Origin of the sequence: Rhizobacter sp., from assembly GCF_032229685.1 — a bacterium.
In the GTDB taxonomy this organism is placed as follows: domain Bacteria; phylum Pseudomonadota; class Gammaproteobacteria; order Burkholderiales; family Burkholderiaceae_C; genus LMDS01.
On record NZ_JAVTWP010000028.1, the window covers coordinates 35,601 to 52,432 of the forward strand.

Sequence of the window (16,832 nt, forward strand, 5' to 3'; positions counted from 1 at the left end):
GTCGTGGCCGCTTCTGCGGCCATCGCCGGCGGCGTTATCCTTGGCGCCCGCTTGCCCCGCCCATGACCGCCTTGCACATCACCGACATCGAAGCCGCCATCAACTGGTGGCGCGAGCGCTCGCCCTCGCCCGACGGCATCACCGCCTGCGCCGAAGTGCGCGCACTGGCCACCGTGTACGCGCTGCTCGTGTACTACCACGAGACCGAAGTGGCCGAAGACGCCGTGCCGCCGAAAGCGCTGGCGGCCTGGCTCGCCTGGTACGCCAGCACACCCGACGCGCCCTGCATCGCGATCTGCTCCACGAGCCAGGGCGACAACATCTGCAAGGGCTGCGGCCGCACCTTCGAAGAGGTACAGCACTGGACCGAGATGACACCGGCGCAAAAGCGCAGCACCTGGCGCCGCATCACGATGGAAGCCACCGCCTGGCGCTTCAACAAGTACGCCGAACGGGCACACGAACGGTCTGATCAAACAACCGCACCGCCGGTGGCTTCAGCGTGACGCGAAGCAGCCTGTGGCACAGCGCGCGCCGCATCGCGCCGCTGGCCTGGCCGGTGTTCGTGGGCCAGCTCGCGGTGCTGGCGTTCTCGACCATCGACACGATCCTGCTGGCGCGCCATTCCGCGCTCGACCTCGCGGCTCTGGCGATCGGCGGTTCGGCCTACATCTCGGTCTTCGTCGGCTTGATGGGCGTGGTGCTGGCCGTGGGCCCGATCGCCGGCCAGCTGTTCGGTGCCGGCAAGCTGCGCGAGTGCGGGCAGCAGCTGCACCAGGCGATGTGGCTGGCACTCGGCTTGTCGGTGCTGGGCTGCACGCTGCTGCTGTTCCCGCAGCCTTTTCTGAGCCTCGCGCGCGCCTCGCCCGAGGTGGCCGAGAAGGTGCGCGGCTACCTCGGCGCGCTGGCGTTCGCCTTGCCCCCTGCCCTGCTGTTCACCGCGTTCCGTGGTTTCAACACCGCGGTCTCGCGGCCCAAGGTGGTGATGGCGCTGCAGCTCGTGGCCTTGTGCGTCAAGCTGCCGCTGACGGCATTGCTCGTGTTCGGCTTCACGCTGCCCACGCCGCTGGGCACGCTGCAGCTCGACGCGCTTGGCGCGCCCGGCTGCGGCATGGCCACGGCCCTCGTGATGCTCGGGCAGATGGCGGTCGCCTGGCAGTTGCTCAAGCGCGACCCGTTCTACGCCCGTTTCGAATTCTCGGCGCGGCTCTCGCCGCCGCAGCGCGCCAGCCTGGTCAACCTGCTGCGCCTGGGCGTGCCGATGGGCCTGTCGATCGCGATCGAGGTGACCGGCTTCACCTTCATGGCGTTCTTCATTTCGCGTATCGGCGCCACGCCGGTGGCCGGGCACCAGATCGCGGTCAACCTGGTGTCGCTGATGTTCATGATGCCGCTGGCGATCGCCAACGCGTCGAGCACGCTGGTGGCGCAGCGCATCGGTGCCGGTGACGCGGCCGACGCGCGGCGCCTCGGCTGGCACGGCCTGGAAGCCGGCGTATTGATCGCAGCGACGATGGGCGCGGCGGTCTACCTGTTGCGCGAACACATCCTGCGCCTGTACACACACGACGCCGTCATCATCGGCGCGGCCTTGCCCTTGCTCGCGTGGGTGGCGGTGTTCCACATTGCCGACGCGGCGCAAACGGTCGCGGCCTTCGTGTTGCGGGCCTACCGCGTGGCGACCGTGCCGCTGGTGATCTACGCGGTGGCGATCTGGGGCGTGGGCCTGGGCGGCGGTTATGCGCTCGCGTTCGACGGCAGCGGTGTGGTGCCGGTCGCGTTGCGCGGTGCGCTCGGCTTCTGGTCGGCCGCCACGCTCGGGCTGGTGATCGCCGGCGCCGGCATGAGCGCGTTCCTGGCGTGGATGCTGCGCCGCTCGCACCAGCGCAGCGCGCCGGTCAGCGCTGCGGGCTGAGGCCCGTCAGGCCGCGAGCGGCAACGACAGCACGAAACAACTGCCGCCCCCTTCGCGTGCCTCGCAACGCACGCTGCCGCCGTGTCGTTCGGCGATCTGCTTGACGAGGCTGAGCCCCAAGCCCACGCCGCCGGCCTGCTCGGCGTGGCCGGGCAGGCGGAAGAACGATTCGAAGATGCGTTCGCGCATCGCTTCCGGCACGCCGGGGCCACGGTCGCACACCCGCACCAGTGCGCGCCCGGCGTGCGCTTCGGTGACCACGTTCACCTCGCGGCCGCCATAACGGCGCGCGTTCTCGAGCAGGTTGCGCAGCGCACGGCGGAGCAGCCTTTCGTCGCCGGCGACCACGAGCGCCGTGCCGTCGAGTTGGGCATCGACACGCGACGCTTCTTCGGCCGCCACGGCGAGCAGGTCGACACGCTCGTTCGGGTCGAGCGTCTGCGGGCCGTCGAGCCGGCTGGCGAGCAGCACTTCTTCGACCAGCGCGTCGAGTTCGGCCACGTTGGTGTCGATTTCGCGTTTGAGCTTGTCACGCTGCGCCGGGCTGGCATCGTCGAGCATCGACACGGCCATCTTCATGCGCGCCAGCGGCGAGCGCAGTTCGTGGCTCGCGTTGGCGAGCAGGGACTGGTGCGAGCGCACCAAGGTTTCGACCTTGGCCGCGGCCACGTTGAAGCTCGACGCGACCGCCGCCACTTCGTCACGGCCGCTCACCTCGACACGGTGGCCGAGTTGCCCGGCTCCGAACTTCTCGACGCCCTGCTTGAGCGCTTCGAGCCGGCGCGTGAGGCGGCGCACCACCGGGAACGCGCCGGCGGCCACGGCCAGGAACAAGACCCCCAGCAGCGCGATCAGGCCGACGCCGCGTTGCCAGCTCGGCGGCACGAACGGCAGGCCCAGCGGGGGCGGCTCGCCACCGCCGAAACGCACGCCGGGTGGCGGCCCGCCGGGGCCGAGCCGCTGACCGCCCTGGCGCAGCAGGCCCGGCCGCATGATCCACAGCGTGCGGCCGTCTTCGAGGCGCAGCGCCAGCGGGCGCACCGTGCCTTCGGCAGCGCGGCGCGTGAACGATTCCGATGCGCCGATGCGCTCGCCCTGCGGGCTGTCGAGCGCCAGCGGCAGGCGCAGGCGCAGCGACCAGTCGCGCAAGGCTGCGGCCTGCTCGTCGGGGCTGGCGCTGGTGCCGGGCAGCGAGCGCTGGATCAGCTCGGCCCAGGCGCCCATGCGATCGGTCTGCACCGACTCGGCCCGCTCGCGCTCCTGGTCGATGTGGCGTTGAAAGAGCCAACCCGACGCGAGCGCGAACAGCAACAGGAACACCACCACGGTGGCGTAGATGCGCAGGTAGAGGCTCTTCATGGCGCAAGTATCAGCGCAGGCGTGCGCCCGAGCGCCCGCCTCTCAGTTTGAGCCCCGCACACTCAGGCGGCGGCCTCGTCGGCGTCTTGCTTGCGCGCGAAGACATAACCCGCACCCCGTACGGTGAGCACCCGTCGCGGCAGCTTCGGGTCGTCTTCGATCACGGCACGGATGCGCGAGATATGCACGTCGATGGAACGGTCGAAGGCTTCGAGCGGGTGGCCCTTGAGCGAGTCCATGATCTGGTCGCGCGAGAGCACACGCCCGGGGCTCTGCGCCAGCACGACGAGCAGGTCGAACTGGTGGCCGGTGAGGTCGCAGACCACACCGCCGAGGCGCGCCACGCGGGCACCGAGATCGACCTCGAGGCGGCCGAAACGCAGCACGTCGTCGGCCGCCGGCTGCGGTGTGGCGCGCCGCAGCAGCGCTTTCACGCGCGCGAGCAACTCACGCGGCTCGAAGGGTTTGGGCAGGTAGTCGTCGGCACCGAGCTCGAGGCCGACGATGCGGTCCATCGGCTCGCCGCGCGCTGTGAGCATCAGCAGCGGCAGGTGGCGGGTGCGCGCTTCGGCGCGCAGCTCGCGGCACAGGTCGAGGCCGTCGCCGTCGGGCAGCATCAGGTCGAGCACCAGGGCGTCGAAGTTTTCAGCCGCCAGGCGCTCGCGGCCGGTTTCGAGCGAGCCGGCGGTTTCGACGTCGAAGCCGGAACCGCGAAGGTAGTCGCCCACCATCGCCGAGAGGCGGGCGTCGTCGTCGATCAGCAGCAAGCGGGCAGTCATGCGTTGGGTGTTCGGCGTGGACTGGTGAGGGAAAGTGCCGCTTTGCAGCACCATGGCCGCCAGCGCGCTCGTGCTGCCAAGCATAGCCCGGGCGCCGATCATGGCTTCGGCCGCTCGCGCTGCATGCGGTCCATGCGTTCCTGCATCTTCGCGCTGCGCTGCTTCATGCGCTCGCCGATCTTCGCGCGCTGCTCGGGCGTGAGCACCCTGCTGATGTCGAGCATGGCCTGCAGGGTGCGGCGGCTGGTCTGGTCGTGCAAAGCCTGCATTTGTGCGCGCACCGACTCGGCGGCGGTGGCGTCGACCGTCGGCGCGGTGAAGATCTGCAGGCTGCGTTCATGCAGGCCCTTGGCGGCTTCGCGCTGGCCTTGCAGGTCGGTGGCGGCGGCCGTGGCGATCTGCTTGATCTGGGTGCGCTGCGCGTCGCTCGCGTTCAGGCCGTCCAGCATGTGGTCGATGCGCCGGGCCATGTGCGCGGGCGGGCCGCCGAACATCATCATCATGCCCGGGCCGCCTTCGCCGCCGCGCGGGCCGTGCGGGCGCTCCTGCGCTTCGGCCGACACCGCCACCGCAGCAGCCGCGACGACGAGCACGCTGACCATCATCCAGCGCAGCAAGACCCCGGCGCCTCGCGCCGGAACCGACAGAAACTTCAACTTCAACTTCGACATCGTGCACTCCTTGGTACGACCGGGGCGTGAGCCCATGCAGCGATGCTCGCTGCGGGCAGTGAAGCCGGCTTGGCTGAGGGGTAAAGAACTGTGAAGGCCGGGCGTGTGCCGAGCCTGGCGCCCGCTGATCGCTGCGCGAGAATCCGCGGGCCGACTCTGCGGAAACTGCATGCACGACCCTGTTGTCCTGAGCCTCGTCGACGCCGCGTTGCGTGGCACGCTGGTGGCCTTGCTGCTGTTGCTGGCCGCCGTGCTGCTGCGCGACCGCCCGCGCCTGCCGGCGGCGCTGGCCGGCGTGGCGATGACGCTCGGCTTGTGCGTGCAGGTCGTGAGCTCCACGCCGCTCTTCGAAGCGCGGGTGCCGGGCCTGTGGCAGGCGCCGCTGGTGGGGGTGTCGGTCGCCAACGCGGTGTTGTTCTGGGTCTTCGCGCAGGCGCTTTTCGACGACGACTTCGAGTTCCGGCCGGTGCAGGGGCTGGCCTGGCTGGCGGTGGCAGGGCTGAGCGGCTTCAACTGCGCCGTGGCGGCGGGCAGTGGCTCGGTGCTGGCGCCGGTCACGATGGGCCTGCAGCGCAGCGTGCCCTTGCTCTTCGCGGTGCTGGCCGCGCTGGCAGCAGCGTCGCAATGGCGCGCCGATCTCGTCGAGGGGCGGCGCCGCCTGCGGGTCTTCATCGTCGTGACCGGCGTGGTCTACACGCTCGTGATGCTCGTTGCGCGGCTGGGTTCGCCACAAGGCAGGCTTTCGAGCGCGACCGCCACGATCGACGTGGCCCTTCTGCTGGTGATCGTGGCCGCGTCGGCCTACCCGTTGCTGCGCCTGGCCGGCACCGACCTGTTCCCGCCCGCGCCGGGGCTGGAACCAACTGGCAGCGGCCCGGGCGAAACCCCGCCGGAGCCGGCTGCAACGGATCTCGGGAACGCGGCCACAGCGCCGCCCGACCCGGCCGAAGATCGCCTCGCCGAAGCCTTGCAACGCCTGATGGCCCAGGAACGCGCCTACCGCGCCGAGAACATGAGCCTGGCCAGCCTTGCCGCGCGCCTGGGGGCGCCCGAGTACCGTGTGCGCCGCCTGATCAACCGGCGGCTGGGCCACCGCAACTTCAACGCCTACGTCAACGGCTTTCGGCTCGACGAAGCGCGCACCGCGCTGGCCGACCCGGCGCGCGGCGGGCTGCCGGTGCTCACGATCGCGCTCGACGCCGGGTTCCAGTCGATCGGCCCGTTCAACCGCGCGTTCAAGACCGCCACCGGCCTCACGCCGACAGAGTTTCGCAGGCAACATCTGGCCGATTCCTGAAATCGGCCAGCGCCGGGCCTGCATTTGCAGGCTTCGGCGAGACGCTGCGGTGGCCACTCGGCATCGTGCACCTCACCGGAGGCCTTCGCCTTCGTCGAGGAGCAACTTTGATGAACGCATTCAGGTTTTCGTCTCTCGCCGCACGGCGCCGCACGCTGGCCGGCGTGATGCTGGCACTGCTGTCGGGCTGGGCTCACGCCAGCATGGGCATGAGCGAGATCGCGGCGACGGCCGAGGACGGGCCGGTGACCCTCTACTACCCTTCGGGCAGCGCGGCGCAGCCGGTCAAACGCGGGTTCGTGACGCTGAGCGTGGCACCGCAGGGCACGCCGGCGCGAGGCAACGGCCGGCTGGTGGTGATCTCGCACGGCTCGGGCGCCGCGCCCTGGGTGCATGCCGATCTGGCTCGCGCCCTGGTGGAGGCCGGCTTCGTGGTGGCGATGCCGCAACACCGCGGCGACAACTACCTGGACGACAGCCGCCCCGGCCCAGAAAGCTGGGCGCAGCGCCCGGCCGAAGTGTCGCGCGCGATCGACGCCGTCGGGCGCGACACGCGCTTCGCCGGCCTGCTGAGCCTCGACAAGGTCGGGGTCTACGGCTTTTCGGCGGGTGGCCACACGGCCCTCAGCCTGGCCGGTGGGCGCTGGTCACCAGAGCGGTTCAGGCAGCACTGCGAGGCGCACCTGGAAGAAGACTTCCAGTCGTGTGTCGGCCTGATCACGCGGCTGACCGGCGGGCCGCTCGACGGCCTGAAAAAGTGGGTCGCGCGCCTGGTGATCGGCTTCAAGTTCGATGACAAGCGCCCGCAGGCGCACACCGACCCGCGCGTGGTGGCCGTGGTGGCCGGTGCGCCGTTCGCGGCCGACTTCGACCTGGACACGCTCACCGCGCCGCCGGTGCCGCTCGGCCTGATCACTCTGGCGCAAGACCGCTGGCTGGTGCCGCGCTTTCACAGCGACCGGGTGTTGAAGGCCTGCACGAACTGCGAACACATCGCCGACCTGCCCAACGCCGGCCACGGCGCCTTGCTGTCACCGCTGCCACCGGGTTTCACGGGGCTGCTGGGCGACATGCTGAACGACCCGCCCGGGTTCGATCGCGGGGTGTTGCCGGAGGTGGACCGCAAGACCGCGGCGTATTTCACGCGGCACCTGCTGCCCTGAGCGGTCTGACAAATACTGGAGGAGAGGGAGGGATTCGAACCCTCGGAACCTTGCGGTTCGCCTGATTTCGAGTCAGGTACATTCGACCACTCTGCCACCTCTCCGGTATCTGCAGTGCAGCGGGCCGTTGACACGGGCCACTGCGTCGGCGGGTCTGTGCCGAGCCGCGCATTCTATCTCACGCGCCGCGGCCCTCGCCCTTCAGCACCGCAGCGCCACCCAGGTAGGGCCGCAAGGCTTCAGGAATGGTGATCGAGCCGTCGGCGTTCTGGCCGTTCTCGAGCACGGCCACGAGTGTGCGCCCCACGGCGAGCCCCGAGCCGTTGAGCGTGTGCACGAACTCGTTCTTGCCTTGCGCGTTCTTGTAGCGCGCCTGCATGCGGCGCGCCTGGAAGGCCTCGCAGTTCGAGCACGAGCTGATCTCGCGGTAGGTGTTCTGCGCCGGCACCCACACTTCGAGGTCGTAGGTCTTGATCGCACCAAAACCCATGTCGCCGCTGCTGAGCAGCACCACGCGGTAGGGCAGGCCGAGCTTCTGCAATATGGCTTCGGCGTGGCCAACCATCTGCTCGAGCGCGGCGTCACTTTGATCGGGCGCCACGATCTGCACCATCTCGACCTTGTCGAACTGGTGCTGGCGGATCAGCCCGCGCGTGTCGCGCCCGGCGCTGCCGGCTTCGGAGCGGAAACACGGGCTGTGCGCGGTCAGCTTGATCGGCAGGTCGCTCGCCGCGAGAAGCTGTTCGCGCACGGTGTTGGTCAGCGAGATCTCGGAAGTCGAGATCAGGTACTGCTCTTGCTGCCCGGCGTCGGCACCCCCGCGCGAGACCCAGAACATGTCTTCCTTGAACTTGGGCAGCTGGCCGGTGCCTTCGAGCACGTCGCGGTTCACGATGTAGGGCGTGTAGCACTCGGTGTAGCCGTGCTCCTGCGTCTGCACGTCGAGCATGAACTGCGCGAGCGCACGGTGCAGCCGCGCTACCGGGCCGCGCAGAAAGCTGAAGCGAGAGCCGGAGAGCCTGGCGCCGGTGTCGAAGTCCAGGCCGAGCGGCGCGCCGAGGTCCACATGGTCTTTCGGCGTGAACGCAAATGCGGGGGCCGTGCCCCAGCGCCGCACCTCGACGTTGGCGTGTTCATCGGCACCGACCGGCACGCTCGCGTCGGGCAGGTTGGGCACCGCCATCAGCATGGTCTGCAGTTCGGTCTGGATCACCTCGAGCCGCTCGGCCGATGCCTTCAGCGCGTCGGCGATGCCGGCCACTTGCGCCATGGCCGCCGCACTGTCTTCGCCCTTGGCCTTCAGGTGGCCGATCAGCTTGGAAGCGCTGTTGCGCTGCGCCTGCAGTTCTTCGGTGCGGGTCTGGATCGTCTTGCGCTCCGACTCGAGCGCAGTGAAACGCGCCACGTCGAGAAACGGCTGCGGCGACTTGCGCGTTTCGAGCCGCTGGATGACTTGCGCAAGGTCCTTGCGCAGCAGAGTGATGTCGAGCATGGGTCAGGCCGCCGATGCGGGCCCCGCAGGGTGCTGGAGAAGCCCGAATTGTAGGCAGCGGCGCGGGCCGGCCCTGCGCGCTGCCGTTCAGGCGATCTGCGGGTGCAGGCCGAGGCTCACGTGGTGCTGCGGCTGCGCGACATGCGCCTGCATCTTGGCGGCGCGTGCGTCGCACAGCACGTGCGACGCGCAATCGGCGCAGCGGCCGCACTGCGTGGCCACGCCGAGTTCGAATTGCAGGCATTCGAGACTGACCGCGCCCTCAGCCGCCGCCTGGCGGATCTGGTGGTCGGAAACACGGCGGCAAACACAAACGATCATGACAACTCCAGCGCCCCGGAATCACACTGCCTTCACACCTCAGCTCGGGCTCCCCATCTGCGATTGCAGGTAGTTCTCCAGGCCGACCTTGCCGACGAGATCGATCTGGGTTTCCAGAAAATCGATGTGCTCTTCGGTGTCATCCAATATGCCTTGCAGCAGGTCTCGCGACACATAGTCACGCACCGACTCGCAATGCGCGATCCCCGCCTTGATCGTGGCCTGCGCGCCGGTTTCAGACCCCAGGTCGCACTGCAGCAGTTCAGGCACGTTCTCTCCGACCATCAACTTGCCCAGGTCCTGCAGGTTCGGCAGGCCGTCGAGCGTGAAGATGCGTTCCATCAGCTTGTCGGCGTGCTTCATTTCGCCGATCGACTCTTCGTATTCCTTCTTCGCCAACTTGTCGAAGCCCCAGTGCTTGAGCATGCGGTAGTGCACGAAGTACTGGTTGATCGCGGTCAGTTCGTTTTTCAGCTGAGCATTCAAGTGCTCGATGACTTTGGCGTCACCCTTCATGGTGTGCTCCTGGTGGTTTCGACGGTGGCGCGGGTTCGGCGGCAACCGTCTTGCAACGACCCCTCGCCAACCCTTTTGACACCCCATTCTGCCGCGGCATGGAGAGACGCACACCTGCCAGCCGGCAAATTATGACTGAGAATCAATCTCATTGATGGCGCAAACCCACTCATCGCAGGCTCAATCAAGACCAATTATCATTCTCATTGACATTGCTCAAGACCCGGCGCCCTGTGCGGCGTGATCCTGCCCCATGACCTTGCTCAACGAATTGCCCCTCGGCGCGCACGCCACCGTGCTGCGTGTGATCGCGGCGTCGCCCGACATCGACGCGGTGGCGCTGCGCCGACTCGGCGAACTCGGCTTCATTCCGGGCGAACCTTTGCAACTGTTGCGCCGCGGCCCGGGCGGGCGCGAGCCGCTCGCGGTGCTGATCGGCGAAACGCTGTTCGGCCTTCGCTTGCTCGAAGCGCAGTGCATCGAAGTGCAACTGTCATGAGCCCGTACGGCCGCCCGAAGGGCTCATACACCGCAGTGCGCAGCACGGAGGTTGCCTGATGAGCACCGCGCTGAATTCGCCGAACCACGCCGCCGTGTGGAGCGTGGCGCTGGTCGGCAACCCGAATTGCGGCAAGACCGCGCTCTTCAACCTGCTGACCGGCGCGCGCCAGAAGGTCGCCAACTACGCCGGCGTGACGGTCGAGCGCAAGGTCGGCCTGGCGCGCTTGCGCAACGGCCAGACGGTTTCGGTGGTCGACCTGCCGGGCGCCTACAGCCTGTCGCCGGCCACGCCCGACGAACAGGTCACGCTCGAAGTGATCGAGGGCCGACGCGTGGGTGAGGCCGCGCCCGACGCGATCGTGGCGGTCGTCGATGCGACCAACCTGCGCATGAACCTGCGCCTCGTGCTCGAACTGAAGAAGCTCGGCCGCCCGATGCTGGTCGCGCTCAACATGGCCGACGTGGCACGCTCACAGGGCCTGGCGATCGATGTCGACAAGCTCGCGGCCGAACTCGGCTGCCCGGTGGTCGAGACCATCGCGGTCAAGCACGACGGCCACGTCGGGCTGCTCGCGCTGCTCGAGCGCCAGCTCAACGGCGCGCCGCTGCCTGCGGCCCTGCCCGCCCGGCCGAGCGCCGAAGCGAGTTCGTCGGCCGAGCTGCAACGCGAGGTGCGGCGCATCCTTGCACTGGCCGCGCCCGGGGCGGCACAGTTCCAGCGCTTTCATCACCGCCTCGACGCGGTCGTGATGCACCCGGTGTGGGGTCTCGTGATCCTGGCCGCCGTGCTGTTCCTGATCTTCCAGGCCGTGTTCTCGTGGGCCAACGTGCCGATGGACGCGATCAAGGAAACGATGGCCGCGGCCGGCGAATGGGTCACCGCGCACATGGCCGACGGCCCGTTGCGCAGCCTGCTCGTCGACGGCGTGATCGCCGGCGTGGGCGGCGTGATCGTGTTCCTGCCGCAGATCCTGATCTTGTTCTTCTTCATCCTGCTGCTCGAAGATTCTGGCTACCTGCCGCGCGCCGCCTTCCTGCTCGACAACCTGATGGGCAAGGTCGGCCTCTCGGGCCGCGCCTTCATTCCACTGCTGTCGAGTTTTGCCTGCGCCATTCCCGGCGTGATGGCCACCCGCACGATCGCCAACTGGAAAGACCGGCTGGCCACGATCATGGTCGCGCCGCTCATGACCTGCTCGGCGCGCCTGCCGGTCTACGCGTTGCTGATCGGCGCTTTTGTGCCCGAGCGCAGCGTCGGCATCTTCAACCTGCGCGGGCTCACGCTGTTCGGCCTGTACGTGGCCGGCGTGGTCTCAGCGATGGCGGTCGCCTGGGTCTTCAAGCGGGTGTGGATGAAGAGCCGCTACCAGCCGCTGATGCTCGAGCTCCCGCCCTACCGCGTGCCCGGGCTGCGCAACCTGCTGCTCGGGCTGTGGGAGCGTGCGCGCATCTTCATGGCGCGTGTGGGCGGCATCATCTTTTCGCTGATGGTCATTCTGTGGTTCCTGTCGACCTACCCCGGGCCGCCCGACGGGGCGACGGGCCCCGCGATCCAGTACAGCTTCGCCGGCTGGCTCGGCCAGGCGCTGCAGCACCTGTTCGCACCGATCGGATTCAACTGGCAGATCTCGATCGCGCTCGTGCCGGGGCTCGCGGCGCGTGAAGTGGCGGTGGGTGCGCTCGGCACGGTGTATTCGATGTCGGCCGCCGGCGGCGAAGTGGCCGATGCACTGTCGCCGGTGATCGCCAAGGGCTGGTCGCTGGCCACCGCCTATTCACTGCTCGCCTGGTACGTGTTCGCGCCGCAATGCATCTCGACGCTGGCGGTCGTGAAGCGCGAGACCAACTCCTGGCGTTACCCGGTGGCGATGGCCACCTACCTGTTCGTTCTGGCCTACGTGGCGGCGTTCGCCACCTACCGGCTCACGCTGTTTTTCGGAGGCTGAGGCGATGCAGACTTTGATCGTTGCCTTGCTCGTCGGCGCCTGCAGCGTCTACGCCATCTGGACGCTGATGCCCTCGGCGGCGCGGCGCTCGATGGCCTCGGCCCTGCTGCGCCTGCCGCATAGGCCGCACTGGCTCGAAGCACGTTTGCAGAAAGTGGTGCAAGCCGTATCGGGCTGCGGCTGCGATGGTTGCGACCGCTCCGAGAAAAAGCCCGCCGCGAACCCGGCGGCTCCGCAAGCCATCACCTTCCACCCGCGCGCGCGGCGCTGAGCGAGTTGCTCAGGCCTTGTCGGCCGCGGCTTCGGCCATCGACTTGTCACCCAGGCCGAGCGGCAGCGGGAAGTTGATCGTCTCTTCCACGCCAGGAATGCTGCGCACCGCCACCGCGCCCAGCGCGCGCAGCCGCTCGATCACCTGCTGCACCAGAATGTGCGGCGCCGAGGCGCCGGCGGTGAGCCCCACGCTGCGCTTGCCTTCGAACCACTCGGCGCGCAGGTCGTCGGGGCCGTCGACCATGAAGGCCTCGGTGCCCAGGCGCTGCGCCAGCTCTCGCAGCCGGTTGCTGTTGGAGCTGGTCGGGCTGCCGACCACGATCACCACGTCGACCTTGGGCGCGAGGATCTTCACCGCGTCTTGCCGGTTCTGGGTGGCGTAGCAGATGTCTTGCTGCTTGGGCTCGCGCACCTTCGGAAAGCGCTGTTTCACGGCCGCGAGAATGGCGGCCGCGTCGTCCACCGACAAGGTGGTCTGCGTGACCACGGCGAGCTTGTCGCTCTGCACCACCTGCACCCGCTCGACATCAGCCACGTCTTCGACGAGGTAGATGCCCTCGTTCAACTGGCCCATCGTGCCTTCGACCTCGGGGTGGCCCTTGTGACCGATCATGATGAAGTCGTAGCCCTGCTTGTGCAGCTTCGCCACCTCCACGTGCACCTTGGTCACGAGCGGGCAGGTGGCGTCGAACACGCTGAAGCCGCGCTGCGCCGCTTCGGCACGCACCGCCTGCGACACGCCGTGGGCGCTGAACACCAGCGTGGCCCCGGGCGGCACCTCGGCCAGGTCTTCGATGAAGATCGCGCCCTTGGCCTTCAGGTCGTTGACCACGTAGGTGTTGTGCACGATCTCGTGGCGCACGTAGATCGGCGCGCCGAAGCGCGTGAGCGCACGTTCGACGATCTCGATCGCACGGTCGACACCAGCGCAGAAACCACGCGGCTCGGCGAGCACGATCTCTTCGAGATCGGCATTCATGACAACACCCCGATCAGCTTGACTTCGAACGTCACCGGCCGCCCGGCCAGCGGGTGGTTGAAGTCGAACACCATCACGTCGCCGTCGATCTCGCGGAGCACGCCGGCGTAGGCCGATTTGCCGTCGGGTGTGGGGAACTGCACCACGTCGCCCACGCTGTAGCGCTCGTCGGGGTCGCCCAGTTCGTCGAGCAGCGAGCGCTTCACGCGCTGCAGCATGTCGGGGTTGCGCTCTCCGAAGGCCTCGCCCGCTTCGAGCTCGAAGGACTCGTGCGCGCCTTCCGGCAGGCCGAGCAAACGCCTTTCCATCGCCGGCGCGAGCTCGCCCGTGCCCATCGAGAGCGTGGCGGGCTTGTCGTTGAAGGTGTTGACGAGATCGTCGCCGTCAGGCCCGGCGAGGCGGTAGTGCAGGGTCAGGAAAGACCCGGGTTCGACTTGGTTCAAGCGGTTTCCTTGAGTGCACGCTGCGGTGCCCTAGACTGGCGCTGATTTTACGAGCAGGCGTGAACGCGCCTTTCTGCAAGGCCACCATGGTGCTCAAGGACATTCCCGCCGACGCCCGCCCGCGCGAAAAGCTGCTCACCCACGGGCCGGCCTCGCTGGCCGACGCCGAACTGGTCGCCCTGCTGCTGCGCACCGGCATGAAGGGTGTGTCGGTGTTGCAGCTGGCGCAGCAGATGCTCGACCATTTCGGCGGCCTGCAAGGCCTGCTGCATGCGGGGCCGAACGAGCTGAAAGGCATCAAGGGCCTGGGCCCGGCCAAACGTGCCGAGATCGCCGCGGTGCTCGAGCTGGCGCGACGCGCGCTCACGCGCGAGCTGAACCAGCGCCCGGTGTTCGACTCGCCGGGCAAGGTGAAGACCTACCTGCAACTGCAGCTCGGGGCGCTCGGCCACGAGGTGTTCGCGGTGCTGTTCCTCGATGCGCAGACACGTCTGATCAAGCTCGAAGAGATGTTCCGCGGCACGCTGACCCAGGCCGCGGTGTACCCGCGCGAGGTGGTCAAGCGCGCGCTCGAGCTGCAGGCCTCGGCCGTGATCTTCGCGCACAACCACCCTTCGGGCGCGGCCGAGCCGTCGCGCGCCGACGAGCTGCTGACCCAGACGCTGAAGAGTGCGCTGGCGCTGGTCGACGTGCGTGTGCTCGACCACCTGGTGGTCGGCCACCACGAGGTGATCTCTTTCGCCGAACGTGGCCTGTTGTGAGCCGCCGATGAAAGCGCGCGCCCTCGACGAACTCGGCCCGCTCAAGCGCGCGCTGCAGCTCGCCGCGCGGGAGGCGGCAGAACTGCAGGCGCGCGAACAGGAGCGCGCAGCGCGTGAAGCCCGCGAACGCAACCTGTTCGCCTTGAGCGTGGGCGAGGTGGCGCCGCTCAAGAAGCCGAGCCGCGCGCCGTCGTCGGCCGTTCGCCCGTCGCCGATCCCGCGCCAGCGCCTGCGCGACGAAGCCGCGGTGATGGTCGAGGCGATCTCCGACGAGTTCGATGTCGAAACGCTGCTCGAGACCGACGAGGCGCTGTCGTTCCGCCGCCGCGGCATCGGGCCCGAGGTCGTGCGCAAGCTGCGGCGCGGGGTGTGGGCGATCCAGGCCCAGCTCGACCTGCACGGCCTGCGCCGCGACGAAGCGCGTGAACGCCTCGCCGCCTTTCTGCGCGAAGCCCACCACGCCGGGCTGCGCTGCGTGCGCGTCGTCCACGGCAAGGGCCACGGTTCACCCGGGCGCGAGCCGGTGCTCAAGGCCAAGGTGCGCAGCTGGCTGGTGCAGAAGAACGAGGTGGTGGCTTTTGCGCAGGCCCGCGCTGCCGACGGTGGCCACGGTGCGCTGATGGTGCTGCTGCGTGGCCAGACCGGCGTGCACGGCGCCGCTGCGAACGGCCGGCGCGCCTGAACGAAGCCGCCGGCCTGCGGCTCAAACGCCGCGGTTGCGCATCCAGTCGGCGGTCTTGAAGAACGAGGCCTCGAGCTGTTCGGCGAACGCCGGGTCGAGCTTCACTTCGTGCATGGCCGTGCGCATGCACGCGAGCCACTGGTCGCGCTCGAGGATGCCGATGCTGTAGGGCATGTGGCGCGCCCGCAGCATCGGGTGGCCGAAACGATCGGTGTAGTGCTGCGGCCCGCCGAGCCAGCCGCACAGGAACCAGAAGAACTTGTCGCGCGAAGCGTCGAGCGAATCGGGGTGCAGCCGGCGGATGTCGCGGTAGGCCGGGTCGAGGTCCATCAGGTCGTAGAAACGATCGACGAGCGCGCGGACCGCAGCTTCGCCGCCGACGCGGTCGTAAGGCAGGGCCGGCGGGCCCTTGAGCGGTTCGGTGATCACCGGCGCGCCCTCACACGTCGATCCGCGCTGCGATCGCTTCGACGCCTTGCGAAGCGCTGCTGCCGGGCATGAGCTCGAGCAACAGCTGGCGCTTCTTCACGGCTTCGCGCACCGCCGGGTCGAGCGGCACTTCGCCGACGAGTTCAAGGCGCGGTGCGAGCGTGCCGGGTGGCAGCAGCGGTGTGACGAAGCGGTCGACCACGAGTTGCAGTTGCCCGCGGATGACACGGCCTTCGCCGGCACGCCCGACCTGGTTGACCACGAGGCGGATCTCCTGGCGCTTCTGCTGCGTGGCCAGCACCTTGATCAGCGCGTAGGCATCGGTCATCGACGTGGGCTCGGGCGTGGCGACCACGAGCACGTCGTCGGCCAGCGAGACAGCGTAGAGCACCACGTCGGAAATGCCGGCGCCGGTGTCGAGCACGATGTGGTCGAAGCGCGGCGCCACGGTGTCGATGATCTGCAGCAACTGCTCGCGGATCTCGGGCGTGAGGCGCGAGTATTCGACGAGGCCCGAGCCGGCGAGCAGCACCGAGAAACCGCCCGGCGCCGGCAGGATCGCCTCTTCGAGCGTGTTCTTGCCGGTGAACACGTCGTGCAGCGTGACCTTGGGGAACAGGTTCAGCACCACGTCGAGGTTGGCCAGGCCGAGGTCGGCGTCGAGCACCAGCACCCGCTTGCCACGCTGCGCCAGGGCGGCCGCGAGGTTGGCGGAAACGAAGGTCTTGCCGACACCGCCCTTGCCGCTGGTGATGGCCATGATGCGGGCGCGGCGGGCCACGCCGGGCGCGGCGTCGGCCACGGCCGGTTCGGTCGGAGGCACGGGCTGGCTCATTCGAGGTCCTGAAACTTCGAGGTGCCGAAGAGCAAGCCCTTCTCTTCGGCACTCACGTGGGAAACGGTCGGCTGCTCGAGGCAGGCGCGGTCACGGCCTTCGGCCTTGGCACGGTAGAGCTGCTGGTCGGCACGCTCGACCCACAGCGGCGCCGACGAGCGCACCCACTGCGGGGCAAAAGCGCCGCCGATGCTCACCGTGACGCTGACCTGCTGGCCGGGGGCGATGTCGACCTTGCGCGCCGCCACCTTCAGGCGCACACGTTCGGCCACGGTGAGCCCGAACGACGGCGGGCAATTGGGCAGGATCATCGCGAACTCTTCGCCACCGAAACGTGCCACCGTGTCCATCGGCCGGATGCATTCCTGCAGCGCCTGGCCCACGGCCTTGAGCACCAGGTCACCGGCCGGGTGACCGTGGGTGTCGTTGACCTTCTTGAAGTGGTCGATGTCGATCATCAGCACCAGCGC

Annotated in this window: 20 protein-coding genes and 1 tRNA gene; 9 read left to right on the top strand and 12 right to left on the bottom strand. The window is 68.7% G+C overall.

The window, feature by feature from the left end:
• Window positions 1–62: 62 nt before the first annotated feature.
• Together AC30PD_RS10570 and AC30PD_RS10575 are read left to right on the top strand one after the other, a co-directional pair.
• On the top strand, window positions 63–506 hold the full coding sequence (locus AC30PD_RS10570; protein ID WP_489535625.1) for a DUF3717 domain-containing protein: 444 nt from the start codon (window positions 63–65) through the stop codon (window positions 504–506).
• Entirely contained in the window at window positions 503–1,915 is a 1,413-nt protein-coding gene (locus AC30PD_RS10575; protein ID WP_489535626.1) for an MATE family efflux transporter, read from the top strand. The genes AC30PD_RS10570 and AC30PD_RS10575 overlap by 4 nt, the downstream gene beginning before the upstream one ends.
• Before the next feature lie 6 nt (window positions 1,916–1,921).
• Here the strand turns inward: AC30PD_RS10575 and AC30PD_RS10580 are convergent, their stop codons facing one another.
• From AC30PD_RS10580 to AC30PD_RS10590, 3 genes are all read right to left on the bottom strand, one after another.
• Window positions 1,922–3,274 (bottom strand): sensor histidine kinase, encoded by a 1,353-nt coding sequence (locus AC30PD_RS10580; protein WP_489535627.1) that lies wholly within the window; start codon window positions 3,272–3,274, stop codon window positions 1,922–1,924.
• Window positions 3,275–3,336: 62 nt separating this feature from the next.
• A complete protein-coding gene (locus tag AC30PD_RS10585; protein ID WP_489535628.1) occupies window positions 3,337–4,053 on the bottom strand; it encodes a response regulator in 717 nt (238 codons plus the stop codon).
• Window positions 4,054–4,151: 98 nt separating this feature from the next.
• Window positions 4,152–4,724, bottom strand: a complete 573-nt coding sequence (locus AC30PD_RS10590) for a Spy/CpxP family protein refolding chaperone (protein WP_489535629.1) — start codon at window positions 4,722–4,724, stop codon at window positions 4,152–4,154.
• Window positions 4,725–4,893: 169 nt separating this feature from the next.
• Between AC30PD_RS10590 and AC30PD_RS10595 the strand changes: the two genes are divergently transcribed.
• Window positions 4,894–6,021 carry a helix-turn-helix domain-containing protein gene (locus tag AC30PD_RS10595; protein ID WP_489535630.1) on the top strand — a complete coding sequence of 376 codons (1,128 nt, stop codon included), beginning with the start codon at window positions 4,894–4,896 and terminating at the stop codon, window positions 6,019–6,021.
• Window positions 6,022–6,131: 110 nt separating this feature from the next.
• The gene (locus AC30PD_RS10600; protein ID WP_489535631.1) at window positions 6,132–7,184 is read left to right on the top strand and encodes an alpha/beta hydrolase family protein; all 1,053 of its coding nucleotides are present in this window, start codon (window positions 6,132–6,134) and stop codon (window positions 7,182–7,184) included.
• 16 nt (window positions 7,185–7,200) lie between these two features.
• Here AC30PD_RS10600 and AC30PD_RS10605 read toward each other — a convergent pair.
• From AC30PD_RS10605 to bfr, 4 genes are all read right to left on the bottom strand, one after another.
• Window positions 7,201–7,288: transfer RNA gene (locus AC30PD_RS10605), tRNA-Ser, on the bottom strand.
• A 74-nt stretch (window positions 7,289–7,362) separates the two neighbouring features.
• The gene (serS, locus tag AC30PD_RS10610; RefSeq protein WP_489535632.1) at window positions 7,363–8,676 is read right to left on the bottom strand and encodes a serine--tRNA ligase; all 1,314 of its coding nucleotides are present in this window, start codon (window positions 8,674–8,676) and stop codon (window positions 7,363–7,365) included.
• Between the two features lie 87 nt (window positions 8,677–8,763).
• On the bottom strand, window positions 8,764–8,997 hold the full coding sequence (locus AC30PD_RS10615; protein ID WP_489535633.1) for a (2Fe-2S)-binding protein: 234 nt from the start codon (window positions 8,995–8,997) through the stop codon (window positions 8,764–8,766).
• Between the two features lie 39 nt (window positions 8,998–9,036).
• Window positions 9,037–9,513, bottom strand: coding sequence for a bacterioferritin (bfr, locus tag AC30PD_RS10620; RefSeq protein ID WP_489535634.1), 477 nt, complete (start codon window positions 9,511–9,513; stop codon window positions 9,037–9,039).
• Between the two features lie 253 nt (window positions 9,514–9,766).
• Between bfr and AC30PD_RS10625 the strand changes: the two genes are divergently transcribed.
• The 3 genes from AC30PD_RS10625 to AC30PD_RS10635 are packed head-to-tail and all read left to right on the top strand — an operon-like array spanning window position 9,767 to window position 12,231.
• Complete coding sequence (locus AC30PD_RS10625; RefSeq protein WP_489535635.1) at window positions 9,767–10,012, top strand: FeoA family protein; 246 nt, start codon at window positions 9,767–9,769, stop codon at window positions 10,010–10,012.
• A gap of 58 nt (window positions 10,013–10,070) precedes the next feature.
• A complete protein-coding gene (feoB, locus tag AC30PD_RS10630) occupies window positions 10,071–11,960 on the top strand; it encodes a ferrous iron transporter B (RefSeq protein ID WP_489535636.1) in 1,890 nt (629 codons plus the stop codon).
• A gap of 4 nt (window positions 11,961–11,964) precedes the next feature.
• A complete protein-coding gene (locus tag AC30PD_RS10635; protein WP_489535637.1) occupies window positions 11,965–12,231 on the top strand; it encodes a DUF6587 family protein in 267 nt (88 codons plus the stop codon).
• Window positions 12,232–12,240: 9 nt separating this feature from the next.
• Here AC30PD_RS10635 and ispH read toward each other — a convergent pair whose 3' ends face one another.
• Both ispH and AC30PD_RS10645 read right to left on the bottom strand, forming a co-directional pair.
• On the bottom strand, window positions 12,241–13,212 hold the full coding sequence (ispH, locus tag AC30PD_RS10640) for a 4-hydroxy-3-methylbut-2-enyl diphosphate reductase (protein ID WP_489535638.1): 972 nt from the start codon (window positions 13,210–13,212) through the stop codon (window positions 12,241–12,243).
• Window positions 13,209–13,655 carry an FKBP-type peptidyl-prolyl cis-trans isomerase gene (locus AC30PD_RS10645; protein ID WP_489535639.1) on the bottom strand — a complete coding sequence of 149 codons (447 nt, stop codon included), beginning with the start codon at window positions 13,653–13,655 and terminating at the stop codon, window positions 13,209–13,211. The genes ispH and AC30PD_RS10645 overlap by 4 nt, the downstream gene beginning before the upstream one ends.
• Before the next feature lie 86 nt (window positions 13,656–13,741).
• On the opposite strand from AC30PD_RS10645, the gene radC reads away from it, so the two are divergent.
• Together radC and AC30PD_RS10655 are read left to right on the top strand one after the other, a co-directional pair.
• A complete protein-coding gene (gene radC, locus AC30PD_RS10650) occupies window positions 13,742–14,416 on the top strand; it encodes a RadC family protein (RefSeq protein ID WP_489535643.1) in 675 nt (224 codons plus the stop codon).
• A gap of 7 nt (window positions 14,417–14,423) precedes the next feature.
• The gene (locus AC30PD_RS10655) at window positions 14,424–15,098 is read left to right on the top strand and encodes a Smr/MutS family protein (protein ID WP_489535640.1); all 675 of its coding nucleotides are present in this window, start codon (window positions 14,424–14,426) and stop codon (window positions 15,096–15,098) included.
• A 21-nt stretch (window positions 15,099–15,119) separates the two neighbouring features.
• Here AC30PD_RS10655 and AC30PD_RS10660 read toward each other — a convergent pair whose 3' ends face one another.
• The 3 genes from AC30PD_RS10660 to AC30PD_RS10670 form a co-directional block, all read right to left on the bottom strand.
• Window positions 15,120–15,524: a group II truncated hemoglobin gene (locus AC30PD_RS10660; RefSeq protein WP_489535644.1), complete on the bottom strand. Its 405-nt coding sequence runs from the start codon at window positions 15,522–15,524 to the stop codon at window positions 15,120–15,122.
• A 13-nt stretch (window positions 15,525–15,537) separates the two neighbouring features.
• Entirely contained in the window at window positions 15,538–16,362 is an 825-nt protein-coding gene (locus tag AC30PD_RS10665; RefSeq protein ID WP_489535641.1) for a MinD/ParA family protein, read from the bottom strand.
• Window positions 16,359–16,832: GGDEF domain-containing protein (locus AC30PD_RS10670; protein ID WP_489535642.1), on the bottom strand; the 474-nt coding region annotated here is incomplete at its 5' end. The genes AC30PD_RS10665 and AC30PD_RS10670, both read right to left, overlap by 4 nt.